At 71.4% G+C, this 22,166-nt stretch carries 21 protein-coding genes; 7 read left to right on the top strand and 14 right to left on the bottom strand.

All coding sequences use genetic code 11. The features are described from left to right. Positions 1-107: 107 nt before the first annotated feature. The 4 genes from ACWD26_RS24985 to ACWD26_RS24970 form a co-directional block, all read right to left on the bottom strand. Complete coding sequence (locus ACWD26_RS24985) at positions 108-2,756, bottom strand: M48 family metallopeptidase (RefSeq protein ID WP_451273619.1); 2,649 nt, start codon at positions 2,754-2,756, stop codon at positions 108-110. A gap of 16 nt (positions 2,757-2,772) precedes the next feature. Beyond that, a complete protein-coding gene (locus ACWD26_RS24980; RefSeq protein ID WP_451273617.1) occupies positions 2,773-3,297 on the bottom strand; it encodes a hypothetical protein in 525 nt (174 codons plus the stop codon). Between the two features lie 36 nt (positions 3,298-3,333). Further along, a complete protein-coding gene (locus ACWD26_RS24975; protein WP_451273615.1) occupies positions 3,334-3,777 on the bottom strand; it encodes a hypothetical protein in 444 nt (147 codons plus the stop codon). A gap of 291 nt (positions 3,778-4,068) precedes the next feature. Beyond that, positions 4,069-4,827, bottom strand: coding sequence for a peptidyl-tRNA hydrolase (locus tag ACWD26_RS24970; protein ID WP_451273613.1), 759 nt, complete (start codon positions 4,825-4,827; stop codon positions 4,069-4,071). A 156-nt stretch (positions 4,828-4,983) separates the two neighbouring features. Here ACWD26_RS24970 and ACWD26_RS24965 point away from each other — a divergent pair, with 156 nt between their 5' ends. Both ACWD26_RS24965 and ACWD26_RS24960 read left to right on the top strand, forming a co-directional pair. Beyond that, a complete protein-coding gene (locus ACWD26_RS24965) occupies positions 4,984-5,952 on the top strand; it encodes an ABC transporter ATP-binding protein (protein ID WP_451273611.1) in 969 nt (322 codons plus the stop codon). Further along, positions 5,952-6,623, top strand: coding sequence for an ABC transporter (locus ACWD26_RS24960; protein ID WP_451273609.1), 672 nt, complete (start codon positions 5,952-5,954; stop codon positions 6,621-6,623). Before ACWD26_RS24965 ends, ACWD26_RS24960 begins: the two co-directional genes overlap by 1 nt. Before the next feature lie 12 nt (positions 6,624-6,635). Here ACWD26_RS24960 and ACWD26_RS24955 read toward each other — a convergent pair whose 3' ends face one another. The 8 genes from ACWD26_RS24955 to zapE all read right to left on the bottom strand — a co-directional run bounded on the left by ACWD26_RS24955 (position 6,636) and on the right by zapE (position 14,382). Beyond that, positions 6,636-6,842, bottom strand: a complete 207-nt coding sequence (locus ACWD26_RS24955; protein WP_451273607.1) for a hypothetical protein — start codon at positions 6,840-6,842, stop codon at positions 6,636-6,638. Between the two features lie 34 nt (positions 6,843-6,876). Continuing rightward, entirely contained in the window at positions 6,877-7,752 is an 876-nt protein-coding gene (locus tag ACWD26_RS24950; protein ID WP_451273605.1) for a polysaccharide deacetylase family protein, read from the bottom strand. A gap of 163 nt (positions 7,753-7,915) precedes the next feature. Continuing rightward, the gene (locus ACWD26_RS24945; protein WP_451273927.1) at positions 7,916-9,298 is read right to left on the bottom strand and encodes an alkaline phosphatase PhoX; all 1,383 of its coding nucleotides are present in this window, start codon (positions 9,296-9,298) and stop codon (positions 7,916-7,918) included. A gap of 115 nt (positions 9,299-9,413) precedes the next feature. Continuing rightward, positions 9,414-10,253, bottom strand: a complete 840-nt coding sequence (locus ACWD26_RS24940; RefSeq protein WP_451273603.1) for a slipin family protein — start codon at positions 10,251-10,253, stop codon at positions 9,414-9,416. Between the two features lie 183 nt (positions 10,254-10,436). Beyond that, positions 10,437-11,960: a SulP family inorganic anion transporter gene (locus tag ACWD26_RS24935; protein ID WP_451273601.1), complete on the bottom strand. Its 1,524-nt coding sequence runs from the start codon at positions 11,958-11,960 to the stop codon at positions 10,437-10,439. A gap of 20 nt (positions 11,961-11,980) precedes the next feature. After that, a complete protein-coding gene (locus ACWD26_RS24930; RefSeq protein WP_451273599.1) occupies positions 11,981-12,559 on the bottom strand; it encodes a carbonic anhydrase in 579 nt (192 codons plus the stop codon). An 82-nt stretch (positions 12,560-12,641) separates the two neighbouring features. Next, positions 12,642-13,040 (bottom strand): hypothetical protein, encoded by a 399-nt coding sequence (locus tag ACWD26_RS24925; RefSeq protein ID WP_451273597.1) that lies wholly within the window; start codon positions 13,038-13,040, stop codon positions 12,642-12,644. Positions 13,041-13,236: 196 nt separating this feature from the next. Further along, on the bottom strand, positions 13,237-14,382 hold the full coding sequence (gene zapE / locus ACWD26_RS24920; protein WP_451273595.1) for a cell division protein ZapE: 1,146 nt from the start codon (positions 14,380-14,382) through the stop codon (positions 13,237-13,239). Positions 14,383-14,710: 328 nt separating this feature from the next. Between zapE and ACWD26_RS24915 the strand changes: the two genes are divergently transcribed. The 5 genes from ACWD26_RS24915 to ACWD26_RS24895 all read left to right on the top strand — a co-directional run bounded on the left by ACWD26_RS24915 (position 14,711) and on the right by ACWD26_RS24895 (position 19,585). Then, a complete protein-coding gene (locus ACWD26_RS24915) occupies positions 14,711-15,451 on the top strand; it encodes a pyrimidine reductase family protein (protein ID WP_451273593.1) in 741 nt (246 codons plus the stop codon). A 197-nt stretch (positions 15,452-15,648) separates the two neighbouring features. Beyond that, positions 15,649-16,104 carry an indole-3-glycerol phosphate synthase gene (locus ACWD26_RS24910; RefSeq protein WP_451273591.1) on the top strand — a complete coding sequence of 152 codons (456 nt, stop codon included), beginning with the start codon at positions 15,649-15,651 and terminating at the stop codon, positions 16,102-16,104. A 161-nt stretch (positions 16,105-16,265) separates the two neighbouring features. Beyond that, positions 16,266-17,651, top strand: a complete 1,386-nt coding sequence (gene murC / locus ACWD26_RS24905) for a UDP-N-acetylmuramate--L-alanine ligase (protein ID WP_451273589.1) — start codon at positions 16,266-16,268, stop codon at positions 17,649-17,651. A gap of 13 nt (positions 17,652-17,664) precedes the next feature. Continuing rightward, a complete protein-coding gene (gene msrB, locus ACWD26_RS24900) occupies positions 17,665-18,072 on the top strand; it encodes a peptide-methionine (R)-S-oxide reductase MsrB (protein WP_451273587.1) in 408 nt (135 codons plus the stop codon). 274 nt (positions 18,073-18,346) lie between these two features. After that, a complete protein-coding gene (locus ACWD26_RS24895; protein ID WP_451273585.1) occupies positions 18,347-19,585 on the top strand; it encodes an MAB_1171c family putative transporter in 1,239 nt (412 codons plus the stop codon). A gap of 97 nt (positions 19,586-19,682) precedes the next feature. On the opposite strand, the gene ACWD26_RS24890 is transcribed toward ACWD26_RS24895, so the two are convergent. Then, the gene (locus ACWD26_RS24890) at positions 19,683-20,399 is read right to left on the bottom strand and encodes an alpha/beta fold hydrolase (protein ID WP_451273583.1); all 717 of its coding nucleotides are present in this window, start codon (positions 20,397-20,399) and stop codon (positions 19,683-19,685) included. Positions 20,400-20,573: 174 nt separating this feature from the next. Continuing rightward, positions 20,574-21,545, bottom strand: a complete 972-nt coding sequence (locus tag ACWD26_RS24885; RefSeq protein WP_451273581.1) for an alpha/beta hydrolase — start codon at positions 21,543-21,545, stop codon at positions 20,574-20,576. Between the last annotated feature and the right edge of the window lie 621 nt (positions 21,546-22,166).

The raw sequence follows: 22,166 nt of genomic DNA, 5'->3' as shown, positions 1-22,166 counted from the left end.
GGGAGATACGTGCGGAGTGGTGGAGTTGTTCAACGAGCTTTGAACGGGCTGAGTACGTCCAGGTCAGGCGGACCCGGCGCAACGCACCCCCACGGACGGTGAATTCGCTAGGGAAGGTTCCGCAGCGGGGCTCCTTCGGCGGCGCACCGGGTGTCGATGCTGTCGGTCAGGGAGCCGAACCTTTCCGCGTCCCCGGCCTGGGCGGCGGCGAACAGCCCCTGGAACGCGGTGGCGAGCCGGTTGTCGTCCGCCAGCAGGGCGAGGTGGACCGCTTCGTAGAGCTGGGCGTCGGTCTCGGCCGGGCTCAGGGAGTCGATGGACCCCAGGAGACCGTCGAACTTCCGGCAGGCGGCAGCCGAGGAAGCGACGGGAGCGCCGTCCGACGGGGACGAGCCGTCGGAGCCGGCGGACGTCCGCTCGGTGGGGCTGACGGCGAGCGCGAACCCCAGCACGAGAGCCACCGGAAGACAGGCCAGGGCGATCGGGTGCTGATGGTGCCCTTGGTGCCCTTGGTGCCGTTGTGTCAGATGCGGGTGGGGGGACGGGGGACGCATGGGTGGCGCGGGCGGTGCGGGGGCTGTGGGGGGTGGCGGCGGTACGGGATGGCGCTCACCCCGTAGCCGCGGCAGGCCGAGTGACACCGCCACCCCCGCCAGTGCGCAGAGGAACCCTCCGACCAGGATCCGCAGCAGCGTGTCGCGTACGAGGGAGAGCGGCAGGTCCAGCGCGCACGGACCCGGGGCGACGGCGAAGGCGTCCGCGCAGCCGGCCAGGACGACCCCGGCGAAGAACACCACGGTCAGCAGGCAGCCGGTCAGGAAGGCGGTCAGCAGGGCGAACGGGACGGCGAGCCGGCCGTGCCGCCGTACCCGTACCGTCACCACCGCGGCGGCGACTCCCTGGAACAGCATCGCGGCGCCGATCTGCCAGTAGGCGAACGCGAGGATGAACCCGTCCTGGCCGCGCACCCCCGGGCTCACGCCCTCGTGCAGCGCCACCCGCTCCAGGAGCTGGAACCACGCGAAGACGCCGGCGGTGGCCGTGCTCGTCGTCAGGACGTGCCGCAACGACCCGGCGTCGCACGGCAGTCGGCGCTTCCCCAGCACGGCGAGGGGGAACAGCCACACGGCCACGAGGGCCATGACGAGCGGCGTCCACTGGGTGAACCGCAGCGTCATGGGATGTTCCACGAGGGCCCACAGCCAGTACGGGCCCACCGGTGCCGCGCCGCTGACCATGCCGTACAGGTCCCGGGCGTACGCGTGGACCGGATCCAGCCCGTCGGCGGTGTCGTACAGCAGCATCCACCCGCTCAGGAGCACCGCGAAGGGAAGCGCGGCGGCGAGCAGCCCGGCCTGCCAGCCCTTTCCGGGCGGGTGCTCCTCGGCCGCGTACCAGACCGCCGCCGACCGGGCGATCCACGCCGACAGGGCCACCGTGAGCGCGCACAGCGCGAGAGACCACAACAGGGCCGCCGGTCCCGGCACGAGGGGCCGGCCCGTCAGGACGATGCCGTTCTGAGGCGCGAGCGGTCCGCCGACGACCAGTCCGAGACCGAGGCCCAGGCCCGGCAGCAGGACCGCCGGGGTGTCACCGCCGAACAGGACGGCGCGCCAGATTCCGAGACCGACCACGGCGAGGGCGGCGGGTGCGCACAGCAGCACGACCGTCCACCGCGCGTCGAGGGCGTCGAGCCGGTTCACCATCAGCCACAGCAGAGTGAGCAGCCCGCCCGCGGCGACCGAGACGGCCAGGCCGGCGGCGAAGCACTCGGTGAAGCCGAGACGGAACAGCTCCCGGGGCCGGACGATCTCGGCCGCCCGCGCGGCCCCGGACGGGTGCGGGGCCAACGGCCCGCGACGCCACCAGGGCACAGGACGGCCGGACCCGGTGCCGACCACGTCCAGCAGCCCCGGTCCCGCACCCCAGCCGGCGGCCCGCACATCGGCGCCGTACTCACGGGTGCGCAGCACGGACGCGCAGGTCACCCAGACGAGGGCGACCAGCACCAGGGCCCGCCAGCCCACCGAGAGGACGTTCGAGGCCGGCGTGCCGATCAGCGCGACGGCGAGCGGCAGCAGTCCCGTGGGCACGAAGGCCAGGGCCAGGGCGACGGTGAGGTAGGTGATGTCGACGTCTTTGTTCCGCAGGTGGGCCAGTTCGTGCAGGACGACGGCACGGGCCTGCCGTGGGGCGCGCCCGAAGGCCCACACCGTGCCCTGGGCCAGTGCCACCCGGTGCCGGCCGCTCCGCCCGAACGCGTACGCGTCCACCTTGCGGTCGTCCAGATCGCTCACCAGGAACTCGGGAGCCCGTGGCAGCCCGGCCTCCTGGCACAGGGAGTGCAACCGCGCCAGCAGCGGGGCCTGATCGGGGTCGTACGGCGACACCGGCTCCAACCGGCCGCGCCGCACCAGGTACTTGGGCAGCAGAAGGTAGATCGCCGTCGCGGTCACCGCCAGCAACAGGAGCCCGCCGAGGACCCACCACGCCTTCTGCCGCTCGTACGGGGCGATGCAGGTCAGGAAGGCCTGGGCGTGGGAGAGGGCATCCGTCCCGGCGCCCTGGTCCGCGTCCGCCGGTGCCGCCGCACAGCGCTGGTAGAGCGCGACGGCCCGGTCGCGGTCGGGCGAGAAGGTGAAGTAGAGCAGGTTGTGGATGAAGACCATCGTCCCCACGAGAGCGGTGACGACGAGGACGAACCGGAACTTGGCGCCGCTGGGCAGCGCGAACGGGTCGGGCGGAGCGGTCGACACCGGGGCCTCCGGCAGGTCACCGGCGTACGCGGGCCGCGCCCGCCAGGGCGTCCGCCAGCAGCCGGGCCTGTGCCTCCCTGAGCTCTGCCCGCAGCAAGGTCCGGTACGCCTCTTCCCGCAGCCACTCCACCTGGGCGGGGGTCAGTGCGCTGTCCGCGTCCGCCTCGCCCGGGCCGTCGGCCGTCTCGGCGCCGTCGGTCCGTCCGAGCAGTCCGCCGAACCATCTCCGGACGGCCGTGCCGCTGCCGTCGGCGAGGTTCGCGGCGAACGCCCCGATGAACGAGGAGAGCGCCCCTTGCACCATCGCGAGGGCGAACGGAGTGAGCAGCACGACGACCTCGGCGCCCCCGGCCCCGATCATGCTCTCCCTCGACCCACCTCCGTCTCCGGCCGCCTTTTCGAGCGTCCCGGCGGGGTCCCGGAAATAGGCCCGGCTGTTCATTCCGAAGAGGACCAGTTCCTCGGGCGCGACCCGTGAGATCACGGCTCGGGCCACATCGCGCACCACGTCTTCGTCCACCACGGTGAATTGATCACTCATGGCCGCCCCCCTTATTTTTCTGTGCGTGGATGTGGATCAGCTGATCTGGCGTACGTAACTCACGCCGTCCAGAAAGAGGGATTCGAATGCGTATCCGTATTCGTATCCGATGTCCGACTGCTGGATGTACCAGCTCTCGTAGGTGATCGGCCCCCCGGGAACGTAAAGGGTCATCCGTGATTCCTCCACGACCGCCGGGCCCTCCAGGACCTGCCTGTTGTTGTAGAGGAGGCTCACGGTTCCGTCGCCGAAGAAGGCGATCTTGTCGATCCGGGCGGAGCCGTCCCCGTCCCCGTCCCATTCGCCCACGAGTTCATCGGGCACCTGCCCGACGACGGCTTCATCGAGGTCTTCCGTCTCGACGGGGTCGGTTGTCTCTGCGGAATCGTCGGTCTCGACAGGGTCGGTTGTCTCTGCGGAATCTTCCGTCTCGACGGGATCGGCTGTCTCTGTGGGGTCTTCGGTCTCTTCGGGGTCCACGGGCTCGCTGATGGGCGGTCGCGGATCGTCGATTCCGGAATCGCCGGATGAATCGTCGCCACCGCATCCGCTGAGGAGTGCGACGAGAAGTGCCGCGACCGCCGAGCCCCTGACCAAGGAAATTCTGATGACGCCCCCCGATACATCGAGCCCGACCCGGGCGGAATGTGATGTGCCCGGTTTCTATTCCACTCGGGGTGGGGTCCACACCTCATTGTCGCAAGCGGTCAGAATTCTTCCGGCTGGTGCGGGCGGACGATCAGAAAGTCATGAAATCAGGCACGGGATGTCTCAAGAACGCAACGCGGGATGGTCCGCGACCACCGTGCAGGAACCCGGGGCGATCTCCGTGAACCCGGCGTCGCGGACCAGCGGCAGGCCGGATCCGGTCAGGGCGGACCAGTCCGCCGGGTCGGCGGTGCGGACGGCGAGGGGGAAGCCGGCGTCCTGCCAGGCCGTGCGGGCCTCGTCGGAGAGGGCCCACCAGGCGAGTTGGGCGCCATGACCGGCCTGGGCCATGGCCTTGCCGGCGGACATGTCGAGGTCCGGGCTCATCCAGATGACCGGGACGGAGAGGTCGGGCCCGGCCGGCGGCTCCGGGTCGTCGAGGTCCGTGCCGGAGACCTGCAGCCGGGCCAGGTCCTTGGGCCAGCCGTCGAGGGGGACCGGCGGGAAGACGCGCACCTCGGCCGACCCGCACGTCACCGTGATGCCCGGCAGCGCCTCGGCCCGGCGCCACTCCGCGCCGCGCGCCCGCCGCACCACCTTGCGGATCCGGGCGTCCTGCCAGTCCCGCATCACCTCGGCCCACTCCCCGTCCCCCAGCGACCGCGCGTCGCTCAGCATCACCAGCACCGCCCGTGCCGCCGTCTCCAGGGCGTCGGTACGCGCCGGGGGCGCGGTCTTCTCGATGCGCACGACCAGGGGCAGCACGAACTGCGGCGCGTCGTCGCGGGAGGTCCGCTCGTGCCGGAAGGGGCTGTCCTCCGCGGAATCCGGGACGGCGGCCGGGGCAGGGGCCTGGGCAGGGGTCGGGTCGCTCGTGGTCACCCGCCCAGTCTGCCAGGCGGAAGATCCGCGTCCGGAAGTCGAGGGAGCGAGGTCGGTGGGTGGGGGACGCGTTCGCCCGGCATGCGGACGTCTTCCCCCCGGCATGCGGACGTCTTCCCCCGGCATGTACTCGCGCGGTTGTACCAAGATGGGGGCATGGAACGTGAGTTGCCGCTGAGGCTGGAGGGGGTCGGTCGCCGTTACGGGTTCCGTGGCTCCTGGGTGCTGCGTGACGTCGACCTGGAGATCGGCCCCGGCGCGCTGATCCGGGTGGAGGGCGCGAACGGCACCGGCAAGTCGACGTTGCTCCGCGTCCTGGCCGGGCTGGACGCGCCCACGGAGGGCAGGGTGAGGGGACGCCCGCGCACGGCGTACGTCCCCGAACGCTTCCCCGCGGCGCTGCCGTTCACCGCCGCCGAGTACCTCACCCACCTCGGTGCCGTCCACGGCCTGGACCGTCCGGCCGCCGCCCGCGCCGCCGACGAGTGGCTGGAGCGCTTCGGGGCGGCCGAGTACGCCCGTACGCCGATGGCGGAGCTCTCCAAGGGCAGCAGCCAGAAGGTCGCCGTCGCCCAAGCCCTGCTCGCCGAACCGGAGTTGCTGGTCCTCGACGAGGCGTGGACCGGCCTGGACGCCGATGCCCGGGAGGAGTTGGAGAGGGTGGTCGTCGAGCGCACGACCGCCGGAGCCGCCGCGGTCTTCGTGGACCATGACCCGCGACGCCTGGCCGGGCTGCCGGACGCGGTGTACGCGGTGGTCGGCGGAGTGCTCAATCTCCTTGCAGTGAAAGGGACTTCTGGGACGGAGGCGGGCGACTCCTCGGCAGCCGTCTCCGCGTCTGTCGTCGTAGAGGGGCGTGGACCGTCCAGCGCTCAAGTACCGGAGGAAGTGCGGAAGTTGGCGACGGCGATCGAGGAAACGGGCTCCGGGGTCCACCGGTTCACCGCCCCGCAGGCCGCCTCGGACGCGCTGCTCAGGGCGTTGCTGGGGGCCCGTCCGCCCTGGCACGTGGTGAGCGTGGGCGAGGCGCCCGAACCGTCCGAACCGTCCGACCCACCGGCATCCGTGGCCCTCACCGATCTGGAACCGGAAGTGGAACCGGAAATGGAAGTGGAAAGCTCCTGATGACCGCCCTCCTCCGCTACCAGGCGGCCCTCCTCGTCCGCTCCCAGCGCTGGCTGCCGCCCGTCATCCTGTACGCGGCGTTCCTCGGCATCGGGGTGCAGAACGGGCAGCCGGTACTCGACTCGCTCGGTTACACGGCCGCCGCATTGCTGCCCGTCTCCGCCTGGCTGATGCGGATCTGCGTCACCAACGAACCACCGGCCGCCCGCAGTTGCACAGGAGCGGCGGCCGGACCCTTCCGGGCGCACCTGGCCTGCGTCCTGGTCGCGTTCGCCGCGGCGGCGCTCCTCGGGACGGTGGCCACCGTCGCCGTCACGATCATCAGCGCCCCCACGAGCACGGACCACCAGACACGCGTCGAGGCGCTCCCGGCGGGCGGTGCCGGACTGCTCGTCGCCCTCGTCTGCGCCCTCCTCGGCACGGCCGTCGGCGCGCTCACGAACTGGCCGCTGCTGCGCTCGCCGGGTCGGGCCGTCCCCGCTCTCCTCCTCGGCGCGCTGCTGGCCCTGGTGGTGGCCGGGTCCCCGGCCCGGGTCGCGGTCACCGCCCTGGTCGACGGCTCGCAGCACGCGACGATCCCGGTGCCCGTGCTGCCCCTGATCGCGGCGGGGCTCATCGCGGCGGCCGCCGCCACCGTGGCCTGCGCCCTGACTACCCGCCGCGCCGTATGAGCGGGCCGCGCCTCAGCCAGAGCAGGCGATCCGCTCCGCCTCCCGCCACTCGCACACCGGGCACAGCGTGATCCCTTTGTGGGACTCCGGGTACTCCGTGGGCTTCCGGCACAGGACGCACTCGGCGAAGGGCGGACCGTCGGCCGTGGTCCGCGCTGCGGTCGCGGCCGATGCGGGCCGGGGTTCCGGGTTCGGGTCGGTGCCGCAGTAGTCGCTCATATGTCCAGCGTAGAACGACTGGCTGAATGGCCTCCTACCGTGCCGTCGCCGCCCCGACCAGCTCCGACACCTTCACGAACCGGAACCCGCGCGCCCGAAGCTTCGGCACGATCTTCCGTACGGCCCTCTCCGTCACCGGCGCGGCACTCCGCGTGCAGTGCATGACCACGACCGATCCCGGCCGTACCCCCTCCAGCACCTCCCGCGCCACGTCGTCGGCGTCCGTCGCGAACGCGTCGCCGCTCACCACGTCCCACTGCACCGCCGTCACCCCGGACGCGCTGAGCGTGCGCAGGGCGCGGCCGTCGTAGCAGCCGCCCGGGAACCGGAAGTACGGCATCGGGTCCGTCACGCCCGCCGCCCGGAACACCCGATAGGCCCGCTCCAGGTCCGCCCGCATGCGCCCCGGCGCCATCGTGGGCAGGCCGGGGCACTTCTCGGTGAAGGCGTAGTGGCTGTACGAGTGGTTCGCGACCTCGAACAGGGGGTCCCGCCCGATGGACCGCGCCTGGATCGGGTACTCCTCGACCCACCGCCCCGTCATGAACACCGTGGCCGGCACCTTCAGCTGCCGCAGAGCGGCGATGAGCTGCGGATTGTCGAACCGTTCGCCCGCAGCGGCCCTCTCCCCCTGGTCCACGGTCATGTCCGCGTCGAAGGTGAGCGCGACGGTCTTGTCGGTACGTGTACGCAGGCCGTGCTCGAACACCGGGGTGAGCCCGGCGGGGCCCGGGGCGAGCGTGGGCGGCCGGGACGACGACACGGCCGTGGGGCGCGCCGTGGCGGTGGCGGTGGCGTTGACGATGCGGGTCGAGGCCTGCGGCGCGCCACAGGCGACGAGGGCGGCACCGAGTGCGCCGAGCACGCAGAGCGTGGGGAGCACGGTGATTCTTCGTACAGGACTGATCACCGCATGAAAGTAAGGGCGGGGGCTCCGCGGTGTGTCCGTTTGGCCGCCGGACCACCTGGAGTCCGACACGAAGTCACCCGCCTGGGCGATGAAGAGGGCCCAGGCGGCGACGTCTTTCTGGTCGTCCTTCTGGTCGTCTTTCTGGTCGGCGATCAGGCGGCCGTCATCGGCGCCACGGCCCCGTCACCGCGAACGTCGTGCCCGGCGTGTAGCAGTTGACGTACATCGTGTGGCCGTCGGGGGAGAAGGTGACTCCCGCGAACTCGCCCCATTCCGGTTCGTCGGGGGTGCCGATGTTCTGGGCGTTGCGGGCCATCGCGTAGACGTGGCCCTGGCGGGTGACGCCGTAGACGTGTTGGGTGCCGTTGCCGTCCTCACAGACCATGAGGCCGCCGGTGGGGGCCAGGCAGATGTTGTCGGGGGATTCGCCGGGGAGCTGGATGTCGGTGTCGGGGCCGAAGACGATCACCAGGGTGAGGGTGCGGTGGTCGGGGTCGTAGCGCCAGATCTGGCCGTAGTGGTCGGCGGCCGAGCCCTCCGCGCTGCGGGCGAAGGAGGAGACGAAGTAGACGCAGCGGTCGCCCCAGTAGCAGCCCTCGAGTTTCTGGGCGTGGGTGATGCCCTGGGGGCCGAAGTCCTGGTGGCGGATGGGGGTTCGGGCCGCGAGGGGGTCGGGGACGTCGATCCATTCGATCCGTTCGAAGCAGGCGCCTGTCTCCTGGATCGAGGAGAGGTCCGGTACGCCCGGTACGCGCATCGCCTGGAGGCGGCCGCCCGCGCGGAGTGAACCGAGGCCTCCCTTGGGCTTGTCGGGGAGGAAGCGGTAGAAGAGGCCGAAGGGTTTCTCGAAGGCGTCCTCCGTCTCGTAGACGACGCCCCGGTGCGGGTCGACCGCGACCGCCTCGTGCTGGAAGCGCCCCATCGCGGTGAGGGGGACGGCTCCCGAGCGGTGCGGGTTCGCCGCGTCGACCTCGAAGACGAAGCCGTGGTCCTTGGTGTAGCCGTTGGTACCGGCCTTGTCCTCGGTCTCCTCGCAGGTGAGCCAGGTGCCCCAGGGGGTGGGGCCGCCCGCGCAGTTGACGGCGGTGCCGGCGATGGCGACGCGTTCGGAGAGGACCTTGCCCCGGGCGTCGAGGGTCAGGGACGTACAGCCGCCCTTGCCCGCCGGGTCGTAGGTGAGGCCCTTGACCGTGGGGACCGGGATACGGCCGTTGTGGCGGTTCTCGTGGTTGCGGACGAGGTGTACGAGGCGAGCACTGCCATGTCTGCCGGGGAAGGCGGACATTCCGTCGTGGTTGCTGGGGACCTGGCCCTCACCGGAGCGGAGGGCGTCGCCCTCGCGGGACAGGACGGTGTAGCGGAAACCTTTCGGCAGGTCGAGCAGGCCGTTCGGGTCGGGGATCAGCGGGCCGTAGCCGGAGTGGCCGAGGTTGCTCTGCGCGGCCGCCGTGCCCGCGAAGAGTTCGGACAGGGCTCCGGTGAACGCGATGCCTGCGATGCCTGTTCCCAGGGCACCGGTACGGGCGAGGGCCTGGCGGCGGGTCACTGACACGGGACAACCTTCCTGTTGGCGGACAGGATGTGACCCGCCTGTGTGTATCACGCGGTTACGGCCGCGTGAACCACGCGCGTAGAGGAGGGGTGGGGGAGTCGTCCCCGCGTCACTCGCTTGGAGGGGGTGGGGAGGGGGGTGCCGGGGACGTCGGACGGGGCCGCGGAGGTGCGGGGTCCGGCGGCGGGCCTGCCTGGGCTCGTTCCAGGAAGCGGAGCAGTTCCACCGGGAAGGGGAGTACGAGGGTGGAGTTCTTCTCGGCGGCCACGGCAACCACCGTTTGCAGCAGGCGGAGTTGCAGGGCGGAGGGGGTGTCGGCCATTTCCTTCGCCGCCTCCGCCAGCTTCCTGGAGGCCTGCAGCTCGGCGTCCGCGTTGATGATGCGGGCGCGGCGTTCGCGGTCGGCCTCGGCCTGACGGGCCATGGAGCGCTTCATCGTCTCCGGGAGGGACACGTCCTTGATCTCCACGCGGTCCACCTGGACGCCCCAGCCGACCGCGGGGCTGTCGATCATCAGCTCCAGGCCCTGGTTCAGCTTCTCGCGGTCGGAGAGGAGGTCGTCCAGGTCGCTCTTGCCGATGATCGAGCGGAGGGAGGTCTGGGCCATCTGGGACACGGCGAACTTGTAGTCCTCGACCGTGATCAGGGCGTTCGCCGCGTCGACGACCTTGAAGTAGACGACCGCGTCGACGCGTACGGTGACGTTGTCGCGGGTGATGCCCTCCTGGGCGGGAACCGGCATCGTCACGATCTGCATGTTCACCTTGCGGATGTGGTCGATGCCGGGGATGACCATGGTGAAGCCCGGGAGCCGGGGGGCGCCCCGTAGGCGGCCGAGGCGGAAGACCACGCCGCGTTCGTACTGTTTGACGACTCGGGCGGCGGCGACGACGTATGCGAGGGCGGTGGCGCCGACCGCTGCGGCGGCTACGACCAGCTCTTCGACCATGACGACCCCCTTCGAGTCGTCCGTCCCTTCAGCGGTGGATTACCACGATATGCCGGTGGTGGTGGCTGGTCGACCTCCGTCGGAGGAGGGGTGGGTCGAGCCGGCCGGCGACGGGCTGGTGCCCCGGTCCTCGGACCGGGGCACCAGGGTTCTACGGATGCGTTCCAGGGTTGTGCGGGCGGGTCAGGGCGCTGGTGACGTCGCCCTTTCCGGTTCCGGGACCGTCATGCGTACCGGTTCCGTGCCTGTCGCGCTGTGGCGGGTCGCCCAGTTCTCGAGGGCGGTGCGGCAGGCGTGGTCGAGGTGGTGGAGGCCGGTGAGGTGGAGCTCCACCGGGCGGTCCTGGGGGAGGGACTCCAGGTTGTCGAGGATCTTCGGGAGGCGGAGGAAGGTCGCGTTGCCCGACAGGTAGGCCTGCACAGGGCCGGCGCCCTTGTCTATGACCTCCAGCTTGATGTGCGAGGCCTCCCAGGCGGTCTTGGCCACGGACAGCGCCAGACCGATCAGTACGCCCTCGAACATGTTCACCGCGACGATCGCGACGGCCGTGGCGACCAGGATCAGCGCCTCGCCCCGGTGCGCGCGCCACAGCGAGGCGACCTCGCGGAACGGGATCAGCTTCCAGCCCGCGTGGACGAGGATGCCGGCCAGGGCGGGAAGCGGGATCAGGGCGAGGGTGCCCGGCAGCAGGGCCACGAAGAGGAGCAGCCACACGCCGTGCAGGACACGGGACGTCTTCGTCTTCGCGCCCGCCTGGAGGTTCGCGGAGCTGCGCACGATCACCGCGGTCATCGGCAGTGCGCCCAGCATCCCGCACACCGTGTTGCCGGCGCCCTGCGCCATCAGCTCCTTGTCGTACTCGGTGCGCGGACCGTCGTGCATCCGGTCCACGGCCGCCGCGCTGAACAGGCTCTCGGCGGAGGCGATCAGCGCGAAGGCGAGGATCGTGCCGAGCAGCGCCACATCGGCGAGCTGGGCGAAGGCGTCCGCGCCCGGGGGCTGGATGACGCCCAGCAGGCCCTTCACCTCGACGTTCGCCACCGGGAGGCTGAAGGCCAGGGTGGCCACGGTGGCCAGGAGGACCGCGGCGAGCGCGCCGGGGACCAGCTGGACCTTCTTCGGCAGCCGCTTCCACAGCACCATCACGGCGATGGTGCCCGCGCCGACCGCGATCGAGGCGAGCGCGGCGGTGCTGCTCACGGCTTCGATGAAGGCGCCGGGCAGGCCCGCGATCTTGTCGATGCCGGAGGCGGGAGCCTTCAGACCGGCCGCCGCGTAGAGCTGGCCGGCGATGATCACGAGGCCGATGCCGGCGAGCATCCCCTCGACGACGGATACGGATATCGCGCGGAACCAACGGCCCAACTTCAGTGCGCCCATGGCGAGTTGAAGCAGACCGGCGCCGAGCACGATCACCCCGAGGGCGGGCAGGCCGAACTGGCGCACCGCCTCGAAGACCAGCACGGTCAGACCGGCCGCCGGGCCGGAGACCTGCAGGCTGCTGCCGGGCATCATGCCGGCGACGAGGCCGCCCACGATGCCGGTGACCAGGCCGAGTTCGGCCGGCACCCCGGAGGCGACGGCGACGCCCACGCACAGCGGCAGCGCGACCAGGAACACGACGAGCGAGGCGCCGAAGTCCTGCCGGAGATGAGGGAACTTGGACGTGACGGGCGTGACGGGTGTGGTGGAGGTCTGGGAATTCATTGCAGACACCTGGCCGCCGCTCAGAGCGTCTCGAACTTGTCGGTGTCCACGCGGTGTTCCCGCACGGCACCGGTGTGGACCTCGTAGTACCAGCCGCGCAGCCGCAGTCGGCCGTCCGCGAGGCGCTTCTCCACGCAGGGGTAGGAGCGCAGACGCAGGAGCTGGCTGAGGACGTGGTTCTGGACTCCGTCCGCGACGGTGGGGTCCTCGACCGCCCCTTGGGGGCGCGGTGTCGCGTTGGTCAGCCAGTCGCGTACGGCGGGTACGGCGTCCAGGTCGTCGCCGCGCACCAGGGCGCCCACGGCGCCGCAGTGGGAGTGGCCGCAGACCACGATGTCGGTGACGCCGAGGACCTCCACGGCGTACTCGATCGTGGCCGTCTCGCCCGTGGGGTGGGCGGGGGTGTATGGGGGGACGATGTTGCCGGCGGTGCGCAGCTCGAAGAGCTCGCCGGGGCGGGCGCCCGTGATCAGGGCCGGGACGACCCGTGAGTCGGAGCAGGTGATGAACAGGACCTCGGGGGACTGGCCTTCGGCCAGCCTGGCGAACTCCTCAGGGCGCTGTCCGAACGTACGGGCGTTGTCGATGAGGGGCTGCATGATGTGGTGACTCCTCCTGGCGCGCCACGGCGGCGCGTCGGGCTTGCACGACAGAGTGTGTGGGGGGAACAGGCTCCGCGGCTCAGCAGCGGAAGACCTGAAGAACGGCCGGGGTGTGGGCCGTGAGAGGTCTCGACGCCCGGGGGTGCCGGGTCGAGAGCCGTTCCGGTTCGCTCGCGGCCGCCGGGTTCTCCCCCAGCGACGGACGCGCGGGCGCCTTGGGAACGGTGTGGGTGACCGTACGGTGCCGGTCCCGCGTGCGGAGAGGACCGGTCGGGTCCTGCGAGGGTCCGCACGTGCGGTAGGTGACGGCCTTGTCACGCACCGGCTTGACCTTGGGGGTGTTTCCGGGCTCGGCTTTGGCCTTGACATGACTGAGCGTGTGCGCGGCTGCGAAGGATGTCGTGGGAGCGAAGAACGTGAGGGCGAGCAGAACGGCGGCTAGGGCCGAAAGGGCGGTCCGGGTCGTCGTACCTCGCAATATGTGCCTCCCCACTGGCAGTTCTCGGTGTCTCCCACGCGTCGGCAGTTGCTCGACTTGGTCAACCGATGGTCAACCGCTGGTCAAGAAACACGTTAACCCTGCAAAGTTGTTTGCAGGGTTAACTTAACGTTGCGAGCTGAAGAGAGCCTGAAAAGCGAGGTCAGGTTGGCTGGAATTGGCTCTTGACCTGGGGTCAGTGCTCCACGAGTCGCTTGGCGTCGCGTGCGAGGGCGGTGAGGCGGGAGATGGCGCGGAAGTACTTCTTGCGGTAGCCGCCGTTCAGCATCTCCTCGCTGAACAGCTGGTCGAACGGCCGTCCCGAGGCGAGCACCGGCACCTCGCGGTCGTACAGCCGGTCGGCGAGCACCACGAGGCGCAGCGCGGTCGACTGGTCCGGGATCGGCTGGACGTCCGTCAGGCAGACCGCCTTCAGGCCGTCCGTGAGGGCGCCGTACCGGCTGGGGTGGACGCGCGCGAGGTGGTCCAGCAGATGCGGGAAGTCGTCGAGCGAGGCGCCCTCGGTGGCGTACGCCGCCTTGGTGACCTCCTCGTCCGAGTAAGGCGCCGGGGCCTCGGGCAGACCGCGGTGGCGGTAGTCCTCGCCGTCGATGCGCAGGGCCCGGAAGTGGGCCGACAGGCCCTGGATCTCGCGCAGGAAGTCGGCCGACGCGAACCGGCCCTCGCCGAGCTTGCCCGGCAGGGTGTTCGAGGTGGCGGCCAGCGCCACGCCCGCGTCGACGAGCTTGCCGAGCAGCGTCGACACCAGGACGGTGTCGCCCGGGTCGTCCAGCTCGAACTCGTCGATGCACAGCAGACGGTGCCCGGAGAGGGTCTGGACCGTCTTCTGGAAGCCGAGGGCGCCGACCAGGTTCGTCAGTTCCACGAAGGTGCCGAAGGCTTTGAGGGACGGTTCGGCCGGGGTCGCGTGCCACAGGGAGGCGAGCAGATGGGTCTTGCCGACGCCGAAGCCGCCGTCCAGGTAGACGCCGCGCGGGCCGGCCGGGACCTTGGGGGCCTTCGCCCTGCCGAGGCCGAAGAAGCCGCGCTTGCCGGTGCCGGTCGCGTGGGCGCCGCCGAGGCCCGCGGCGAAGCCGCTCAGGACGCGGACGGCCTCGGTCTGGCTGGGCTGGTTCGGGTCCGGGATGTACGTATCGAAGCGGACCGAGTCGAAACGGGGCGGCGGCACCATCTCGGCGACGAGCCGGTCCGCGGGGACGTGGGGCTCGCGGGTGCACAGGGACGAGGGGGCCGCTTCGGCTGTCGGGCCGATTCCGGACACGGTGGCTGAGGACGACGACACGGTTACCGAGTCTAAGGGCCGTGCCACACTGCACGACATGCGACGCCTGTTCCCTGTGACCGAAGAGACAGCGGCCCGGACACCGGAAGCGACCGGTGGTGCGGATGCGACTGAGGTTCGAACGCCGGGGGGTGGTGAGGGCTCGGCGGGGGCCGGGATGCCGGGGGGTGGTGACGGCTCGGCTGAGGCCAAGAGGTCGGCTCGTGGTGAAGGCCCGGCGGGGGCTCGGACGTCGGGTGGTGGTGACGCCTCGGCGGGGCTCCGGACGTCGGGTGGGAGTGAGGGGCCGGATGCGGCCGGGGCTCGTGGGCCCGGCGAGGGGGCGGGTGCGGTTGGGGTACGGACGTCCGGTGCGGTCGGGGGGGCGGTGTTCGTCGACCGGGAGTGGGGGCTCGACGAGCTGGCGGCGGCGTATGCCTATCCCGAGCCGTCGCCGGGTGGGCGGGAGCCGTGGCTGCGGGCCAACATGGTGTCCACGCTCGACGGCGCGGCCCAGCACGGCGGGCGTTCGCAGCCGATCTCCAGCGACGCCGACATGCGGATCTTCGGCACGCTGCGGGGGCTCGCCGACGTGGTGATCGTCGGCGCGGAAACGGTCCGCCAGGAGGGGTACCGCCCGGCACGCGCGCGTGAGGCGTTCGCCGAGGCGCGCCGCGCGGCCGGGCAGACGCCCGCACCCGCCGTCGCCGTGGTGAGCGCGAGTCTGGATCTGGACTTCTCGCTGCCGCTGTTCTCCTCGCCGTCGGTCCCCACGATCCTGCTGACCGGAGCCGCCGCGGCCCCCGACCGGGTCGCCACCGCCGAGAAGGCGGGCGTCCGGGTCGTGGTCGCCGGGGACGGCATGGGCGTCGACCCCGCCCGGGCCGTACGGGCCCTCGCCGACCTGGGCCTGACCCGGCTGCTCAGTGAGGGCGGACCCCGGCTGCTGGGGCAGCTGATCGCCGCCGATGTCCTGGACGAGCTCTGCCTGACCATCTCGCCGATGCTCACGGCGGGAGACGCCCAGCGGATCGCCGGGGGCCCCTCGGTACCCGTGCCCAAGCGCTTCGCGCTGGCATCGCTGCTGGAGGAGGCCGGGTTCCTGTTCGGTCGTTACCGTCGTACGTGAAAGCCGGACCGTCGTAAGTGAAACCGGACCGTCGTACGTGAAGGGTCGTACGTGAAGGCGGGGCCGTCGTACGCGAAAGCGAGCGGAATCTGCCGTTCCGTTTAGCTTTCGCCGGGCACACTAGAACCCTGAGGAGTGAGGGCCCGCGGGGCCCTCCGAGGAGAAGGGCGCCTGAGGTGTCGTTCACGAGCGTTTTGATGATCGAGAAGGCCCTGACGTCCGCGGACGTGGAGTTCGTCACGACCCTGCACGGCGACGAGCCGGCCGCCTTCCACGTGCTGCTCCAGCCGCGCGGCAACCAGGCCGACCGGCTGCTGCGGGCCATCGACGACCTCGCCCTCGGTGAGCTGGACGAGGCGGCGCGAGAGGGGGAGACGCCGGAGGGGGAGCAGGCGCTGGACGCCGGGGAGCGGGCGCTCGAGGTGTCGCTGCAGGCGCTCAGGGGGGCGGGGAGTACCGCGGAGGGGCGGCTGATCGAGGACCATCCGCTGGACGCGTTGAAGTCGCTGGTGGAGGAGGTCGGGGCCGACGAGGTGCTGGTGCTGACCGATCCTCACTACGTGGAGGAGTTCTTCCACCGGGACTGGGCGTCGCGGGCTCGGCACAAGGTCGGAGTGCCGGTGTTGAAGTTGTTCTCGCACAGTCGGGCCTAGGCGAGGGGCGCCCCTTTTCGGCGGCTGCCCCGCCCTCCGGAGCGCGGCCCCGGGCCCGTCGCTACAAGTGGCCCCGTGCCTGCAGCCACAGAGGCAATAAGGTGGGGGCGCGCCTGCTGTGAGGCGTGGATCGTCTTCGTACCGTCGCTTGGAGAACACGCATGGCACCCGGACTGCCTACCGCCATGGATCGGCCGCACTTCATCGGGATCGGCGGGGCCGGGATGTCCGGGATCGCCAAGATCCTGGCTCAGCGTGGGGCCAAGGTGGCCGGCAGCGATGCCAAGGAGTCGGAGACGGCCGAGGCGTTGCGGGCGCTCGGGGCGACCGTGCACATCGGGCACGCGGCGGAGCACCTCGCGCACGACGCGACGTGTGTGGTCGTGTCGTCGGCCATCCGCGCCGACAACCCCGAGCTGGCACGCGCCGCCGAGCTGGGGATTCCCGTGGTGCACCGGTCGGACGCGCTGGCCCGGCTGATGGACGGGCTGCGGCCGATCGCGGTGGCCGGGACGCACGGGAAGACGACGACCACGTCCATGCTGGCGGTGTCGCTGGGCGAGCTGGGGCTGAAGCCGTCGTACGCCATCGGCGGCGACCTCGACGTACCCGGGTCGAACGCGACACACGGGGACGGGGAGATCTTCGTCGCCGAGGCGGACGAGAGCGACCGCAGCTTCCACAAGTACGCGCCCGAGGTGGCGATCGTCCTCAACGTGGAGCTGGACCACCACGCCAACTACGCCTCCATGGACGAGATCTACGAGTCCTTCGAGACGTTCGCGGGCAGGATCGTGCCCGGTGGCACGCTGGTGATCTCGGCCGATCACGAGGGCGCGCGCGAGCTGACCTCCCGGCTCTCCGGGGTGCGCGTGGTGACGTACGGCGAGCGCGAGGACGCCGATGTGCGGGTGCTGTCGGTCGTGGCGCAGGGACTGAAGAGCGAGGTCACGGTCCTGCTGGACGGGCGGGAGATCGTCTTCACGGTGTCCGTGCCCGGGCGGCACTACGCACACAACGCCGTGGCCGCGCTGGCGGCGGGCGTCGCCCTCGGGGTGCCGGCGGCGGAGCTGGCGCCGGCGCTGGCGGCGTACACCGGGGTGAAGCGGCGGCTGCAGCTGAAGGGCGAGGCCGCCGGAGTGCAGGTCATCGACTCCTACGCGCACCACCCGACCGAGATGACCGCCGACCTGGAGGCGATGCGGGCCGCGGCCGGGGACGCACGGATCCTGGTGGTCTTCCAGCCCCACCTGTTCTCCCGCACGCAGGAGCTGGGCGCCGAGATGGGGCAGTCCCTGGCGCTGGCGGACGCGTCGGTCGTCCTCGACATCTACCCGGCCCGTGAGGACCCGATCCCCGGTGTGACCAGCGAGCTGATCATCGAGGCGGCCCGGCGCGCGGGCGCGGACGTCACGGCCCTTCACGACAAGGCCGAGGTGCCCGCCGTGATCGCGGGAATGGCGAAGCCGGGCGATCTCGTTCTCACCATGGGCGCGGGTGACGTGACGGACCTGGGCCCGAAGATCCTGGACCGTCTTTCGAGCTGAGGGGCTGAGGCTCATGTCGTACGACGTCGAGAAGCCGGACGAGCAGTGGCGCGCGGAGCTGACACCGGCCGAGTACGCCGTGCTGCGGCAGGCCGGCACGGAGCCCGCGTTCGTCGGTGAGTACACCGACACCAAGACCAAGGGCGTCTACTCCTGTCGCGCCTGCGGTGCCGAACTCTTCACCTCCGACACGAAGTTCGAGTCGCACTGCGGCTGGCCGTCCTTCTACGACCCGAAGGACAGCGCGGCGGTGGAGCTGATCGACGACCGGTCGTACGGCATGGTGCGCACCGAGGTGCGGTGCGCCCGGTGCGGCTCGCACCTCGGGCACGTCTTCGAGGGCGAGGGGTACGCCACCCCGACCGACCAGCGGTACTGCATCAACAGCATCTCGCTGACGCTCACCGCCGACGAGGGCTGACACGGTACCGCCGGACCGGTTCGCCGTGGACGCCTCTTCACCCGTGGAGGCCTCTTCACCTGTCGACGGCTCTTCACCCGTGGACGGCTCTTCACCTGTCGACGCCTCTTCACCTGTCGTCGCTCGTACGCCTGTTGCCGGGTTGACGACGTGACTACTGTGTGAAGGGTGTTGACGGGGCATATCGAACGAAAAACGAAGAGGCTGAGTGCCCGGCTGGTCACTGGTCTCGCCCTGACCGAGACGTCCCTCGGCCGAGGCCCGTGGGCCTGACGTGAACGGACTGGTCTACTTCATGGCGGCCGCCGTCCTGTGGACCGGCTTCGCCGCCCAGCTGCCCGACCTGTGGCACCACCGGCGCGACCCGCTCAAACGCGCCCTCTGCGCGGTGATCTTCCTCGCCGGCTTCTGCTTCGCCCTCGGGGCCCCGCCCACCGTCGGCTTCATCAACCGCGCCGTCGGCGTGCCCAACGCCGCCGCCTGCGTCACCTACGGGGTCGTGAACGCCTTCTCGGCCGCGTCCCTCGTCCTGATCGTCCACTGGCGCGGCGCCGACGACCCGGCCCGCCTGCGGCGCGTCTCCCGCGGCTGGCTGCTGGCGTACGCCGTGGTCATCGCGGTGCAGACCGCGCTCTTCGCCGTCGGGGACGCGCGCGTCGAGCGGCTCACGGACTTCGACACCTACTACGCCGACACGCCGTTCGTCCGCGAGATGATCGTCCTCTACCTCGTGGCCCACTTGGTGGCGGCCGTCACCACCACGACCCTGTGCTGGCGCTGGACCCTCCAGATCAGCGGGTGGACGAGCCGGGCCCTGGCCGTGCTCGCCGTCGGATGGCTGTGCAACAGCACGTACGGCGTCGTCAAGATGGTCGCCGTCGCCGGGCGCTGGAGCGGGTACGACTGGGACCCGCTGAGCACCCGGCTGGCCCCGATCCTGGCCACCGTCGGAGCCGCCCTCACCTCGGTCGGCTACGTCCTGCCACTGCTCGGACCCCGCATCGACAGCCTCGTCGCCTTCCTCCGGCTCGGGCCGCTCTTCCGGCTCGTCGGCTCCAGGAACGGCCGGAACAGGCGCGGCGCCCTGCTGTCCTGGCGCTCCCTCGGCGACGTCGAACTCCGCCTCACCCATCGCGCGACGGCCATCCGGGACGGCCTGCGGGACGTGTCCGTCCACTTCGACGAGACGGTCCGCGAGCGCGCCTACCGCCAGGCGCTCTCCCTCGGCTCCAGCATCAGCGAGGCCCGGGCCATCGGGGACGCGGCCATGGTCGCCGTCGCCGCGCTCTCCGGCGGCGACGACCGCACCGGGGGGCTCGATCCGGCCGCCCTGGACAGCGTCACCCGCGCCGCCGTCGCCGGAGTCACCGCCGGGTACGCGGGTCCCGTGGCCGGCGGACAGACCCTGGACACGGGCCAGCCCTCCCTCATCCGGATGTCCCGGGCCGTACGGGCCGGCGTCGTCGAGGGCGCGGTCCGCGCCGAGCGCGCCAAGAGCCGACAGACGTCGTGATTCAGCGCCGTCAACCACGGCGCATCCCTGGCGAACCAGGCACATCACGGGAGCCCGGCGGCCACTTGACCGGCACGCGCGTGAACGAGAGGTCCCGTCAGCCTGTCGCGTTCACCGCGTCGCGGATCACAGCCGCCACCTCCTTGGGGCGGGAGACCGCCACCGCGTGGGAGGCGCTCTCGAGTTCGGTGACGGTGGCTTCGGCGCGCTTGGCGCCGAACCGCTGGACGTCGGGGTTGATGGCCTCGTCGGCGCCGGCGACGACGGCCCAGGAGGGCTTGGTCCGCCAGGCGGCGGTCGAGGCCTTCTCGGTGAAGACCGAGGCGGCCAGGGGCCGTTGGGAGACGGCGAGGATCCCGGTGGCCTCGGCCGGGACGTCGGCGGCGAAGATGCCGGGGAAGGCCTCCGGCTTGATGGTGACCTCCACGGCCGGGTCGGCGCCCTCTACCGGATACGTCCACTCGTCGAGGTTGGCGACGAGCGGGGACAGCGGGAAGCGGCCCTGCAACTCGCCCAGGCTCTCACCCTCTTCGGGCATGTACGCGGCCACGTAGACCAGGCCGACGACGTTCTCGGCGGCGCCGGCCACGGTGATGAGGGCGCCGCCGTAGGAGTGGCCGACGAGGACGACCGGGCCGTCGACCTGGGCCGCGGCGGAGGCGACGTACGCGGCGTCCGAGGCCAGGCCGCGCAGCGGGTTCGGGAGGGCACGGACGGGGATGTCCTGGCGCTGGAGCTCCTCGACGACGCCGGACCAGCTGGAGGCGTCAGCGAAGGCGCCGTGCACCAGGAGGACGGTGGGGGTGGGGGACATGCTCGGTTCTCCTTCTCGGCGCCGGGTGGCTCCGGCGCCCGTGGGTCTGGGTGGGGCGGCGGCCGTGGGTCTGGGTGGGGCGGCGGCTGTGGGCCTCGGTGGGCCCGCCGGCGTGGGTTCGGGTGCGACGGCGGCAGTAGGTCTCCGTCGGGCGGCCGGCGTGGGTCTGGTGGGTCAGCGGCCGTGCAGGGCGGTGCGCAGGGTGCCCGTGGCCAGCGTGATCGCGGCTTCGGCGGCGTGCGTCCCGCGCAGGGCGTTGAGCATGACGAAGTCGTGGATGACGCCCTGGAAGCGCACGGCGGTGACCGGTACGCCGGCCTCGCGGAGCTTGTTGGCGTACGCCTCGCCCTCGTCGCGCAGCACGTCGGCCTCTCCGGTGATGACCAGAGCCGGGGGCAGGTCCTTGAGCTGTTCCACGCTCGCCCGCAGCGGCGAGGCGGTGATCTGGGCGCGCTCGGCCTCGTCGGTCGTGTACTGGTCCCAGAACCACTGCATCCCGTCCCGGCGCAGGAAGTACCCGGTGGCGAACTGGTGGTAGGAGCCGGTGTCGAAGCTCGCGTCCGTCACCGGGTAGAACAGCACCTGCTGGACCAGCGGCACATCACCGCGCTGCTTGGCCATCAGGGTCAGCGCGGCGGTCATGTTGCCGCCGACGGAGTCGCCGGCCACGGCGACGCGGGCCGGGTCCAGGTCCTTGGCCGCGCCCTGCTCGACGACCCACTTGGCGACCGCGTAGTTCTGCTCGATGGCGACGGGGTAGCGGGCCTCGGGGGAGAGGTCGTACTCGGGGAAGACCACGGCGGCGTTCGCGCCGACGGCCAGCTCGCGCACCAGCCGGTCGTGGGTGTGGGCGTTGCCGAACACCCAGCCGGCGCCGTGGATGTAGAGGATCACCGGCAGGGTGCCCCCGACACCGGCGGGCTTCACGATCCGCGCCCGGACACTTCCCGTGGGGCCGCCCGAGACCGTGATCCACTCCTCGTCGATCGCCGGCTTCTCGATCTCGCCGGACTGCACCTCGTCGACCGCCTTCCGGCCCTCCGCGGGCGGCAGTTCGAAGAGGAAGGGCGGGTTGGCGGTGGCTTCCGCGAACGCGGCGGCCGCCGGCTCCAGGACCGGCCGCGTCGGCGCGGAGGTGTCGGACATGTGGTTCTCCCGATGTGGTGTGCGTGAAACGCGGTCAGCGCTTTCGGTCAGCACGCTAGAACCGGAAGGGGAGGGGGGATTGCCCGACAACGCACCGGAGTTGATCCGAGAGCGCACTGACATGCGGTGGACGGCGAACCGTTGTGCGCCGGCAGGACGAACACGGTGCGCTGCCGGGGCACATGGGCGGCGAGACCCCGCCTGGTTTCGAGGGCGACGCCGACCCTGACGAGGGGGGTCCCGAAGTCGTCCATGATGCCGGTCGGAGGGCTCGCCCGCCCCGGGACCACGGACGATGCCGCGGACCTCGTCGTCCGCAACGCCCGGACCCACACCGGCGCGCGCCGCCCGGCGACCGAGGCGCTCGCGGTCCGCTCCGTCGTCATCACGGCCGTCGGCGACGACAAGGACGTGGCGCCCGTGCGAGAACCTGACCGACCGGCAGGAAGCGGCGTGGGGTGGCTCACTCTCGAAATGCCCTTGATTCGGTCAAAGGCGTCCCATACGTTTCTTGCGCCACTGCTGTACGGCATGGCCACATCAATTTCATAGCGGGCTCTGGGGAGAGCCTGGGGGGAGACAAGGGTATGACCAACCCTTGGTTCCGGGGGCTTCGTGCTG

The organism is Streptomyces sp. NPDC002787, from assembly GCF_053592095.1.
The sequence above is the reverse complement of the archived record's forward strand: the minus strand, read 5'-3'. Positions and strand labels throughout refer to the sequence as shown.

Excerpts from the sequence above, each read along its gene's own strand:
- murC (WP_451273589.1), top strand. The coding sequence starts at position 16,266 with ATGGCACCCGGACTGCCTACCGCCATGGATCGGCCGCACTTCATCGGG.
- ACWD26_RS24960 (WP_451273609.1), top strand. The coding sequence starts at position 5,952 with ATGACCGCCCTCCTCCGCTACCAGGCGGCCCTCCTCGTCCGCTCCCAG.
- ACWD26_RS24980 (WP_451273617.1), bottom strand. The coding sequence starts at position 3,297 with ATGAGTGATCAATTCACCGTGGTGGACGAAGACGTGGTGCGCGATGTG.
- ACWD26_RS24940 (WP_451273603.1), bottom strand. The coding sequence starts at position 10,253 with ATGGTCGAAGAGCTGGTCGTAGCCGCCGCAGCGGTCGGCGCCACCGCC.
- zapE (WP_451273595.1), bottom strand. The coding sequence starts at position 14,382 with ATGTCGTGCAGTGTGGCACGGCCCTTAGACTCGGTAACCGTGTCGTCG.
- ACWD26_RS24965 (WP_451273611.1), top strand. The coding sequence starts at position 4,984 with ATGGAACGTGAGTTGCCGCTGAGGCTGGAGGGGGTCGGTCGCCGTTAC.
- msrB (WP_451273587.1), top strand. The coding sequence starts at position 17,665 with ATGTCGTACGACGTCGAGAAGCCGGACGAGCAGTGGCGCGCGGAGCTG.
- ACWD26_RS24935 (WP_451273601.1), bottom strand. The coding sequence starts at position 11,960 with ATGAATTCCCAGACCTCCACCACACCCGTCACGCCCGTCACGTCCAAG.
- ACWD26_RS24930 (WP_451273599.1), bottom strand. The coding sequence starts at position 12,559 with ATGCAGCCCCTCATCGACAACGCCCGTACGTTCGGACAGCGCCCTGAG.
- ACWD26_RS24955 (WP_451273607.1), bottom strand. The coding sequence starts at position 6,842 with ATGAGCGACTACTGCGGCACCGACCCGAACCCGGAACCCCGGCCCGCA.
- ACWD26_RS24910 (WP_451273591.1), top strand. The coding sequence starts at position 15,649 with ATGATCGAGAAGGCCCTGACGTCCGCGGACGTGGAGTTCGTCACGACC.
- ACWD26_RS24890 (WP_451273583.1), bottom strand. The coding sequence starts at position 20,399 with ATGTCCCCCACCCCCACCGTCCTCCTGGTGCACGGCGCCTTCGCTGAC.
- ACWD26_RS24885 (WP_451273581.1), bottom strand. The coding sequence starts at position 21,545 with ATGTCCGACACCTCCGCGCCGACGCGGCCGGTCCTGGAGCCGGCGGCC.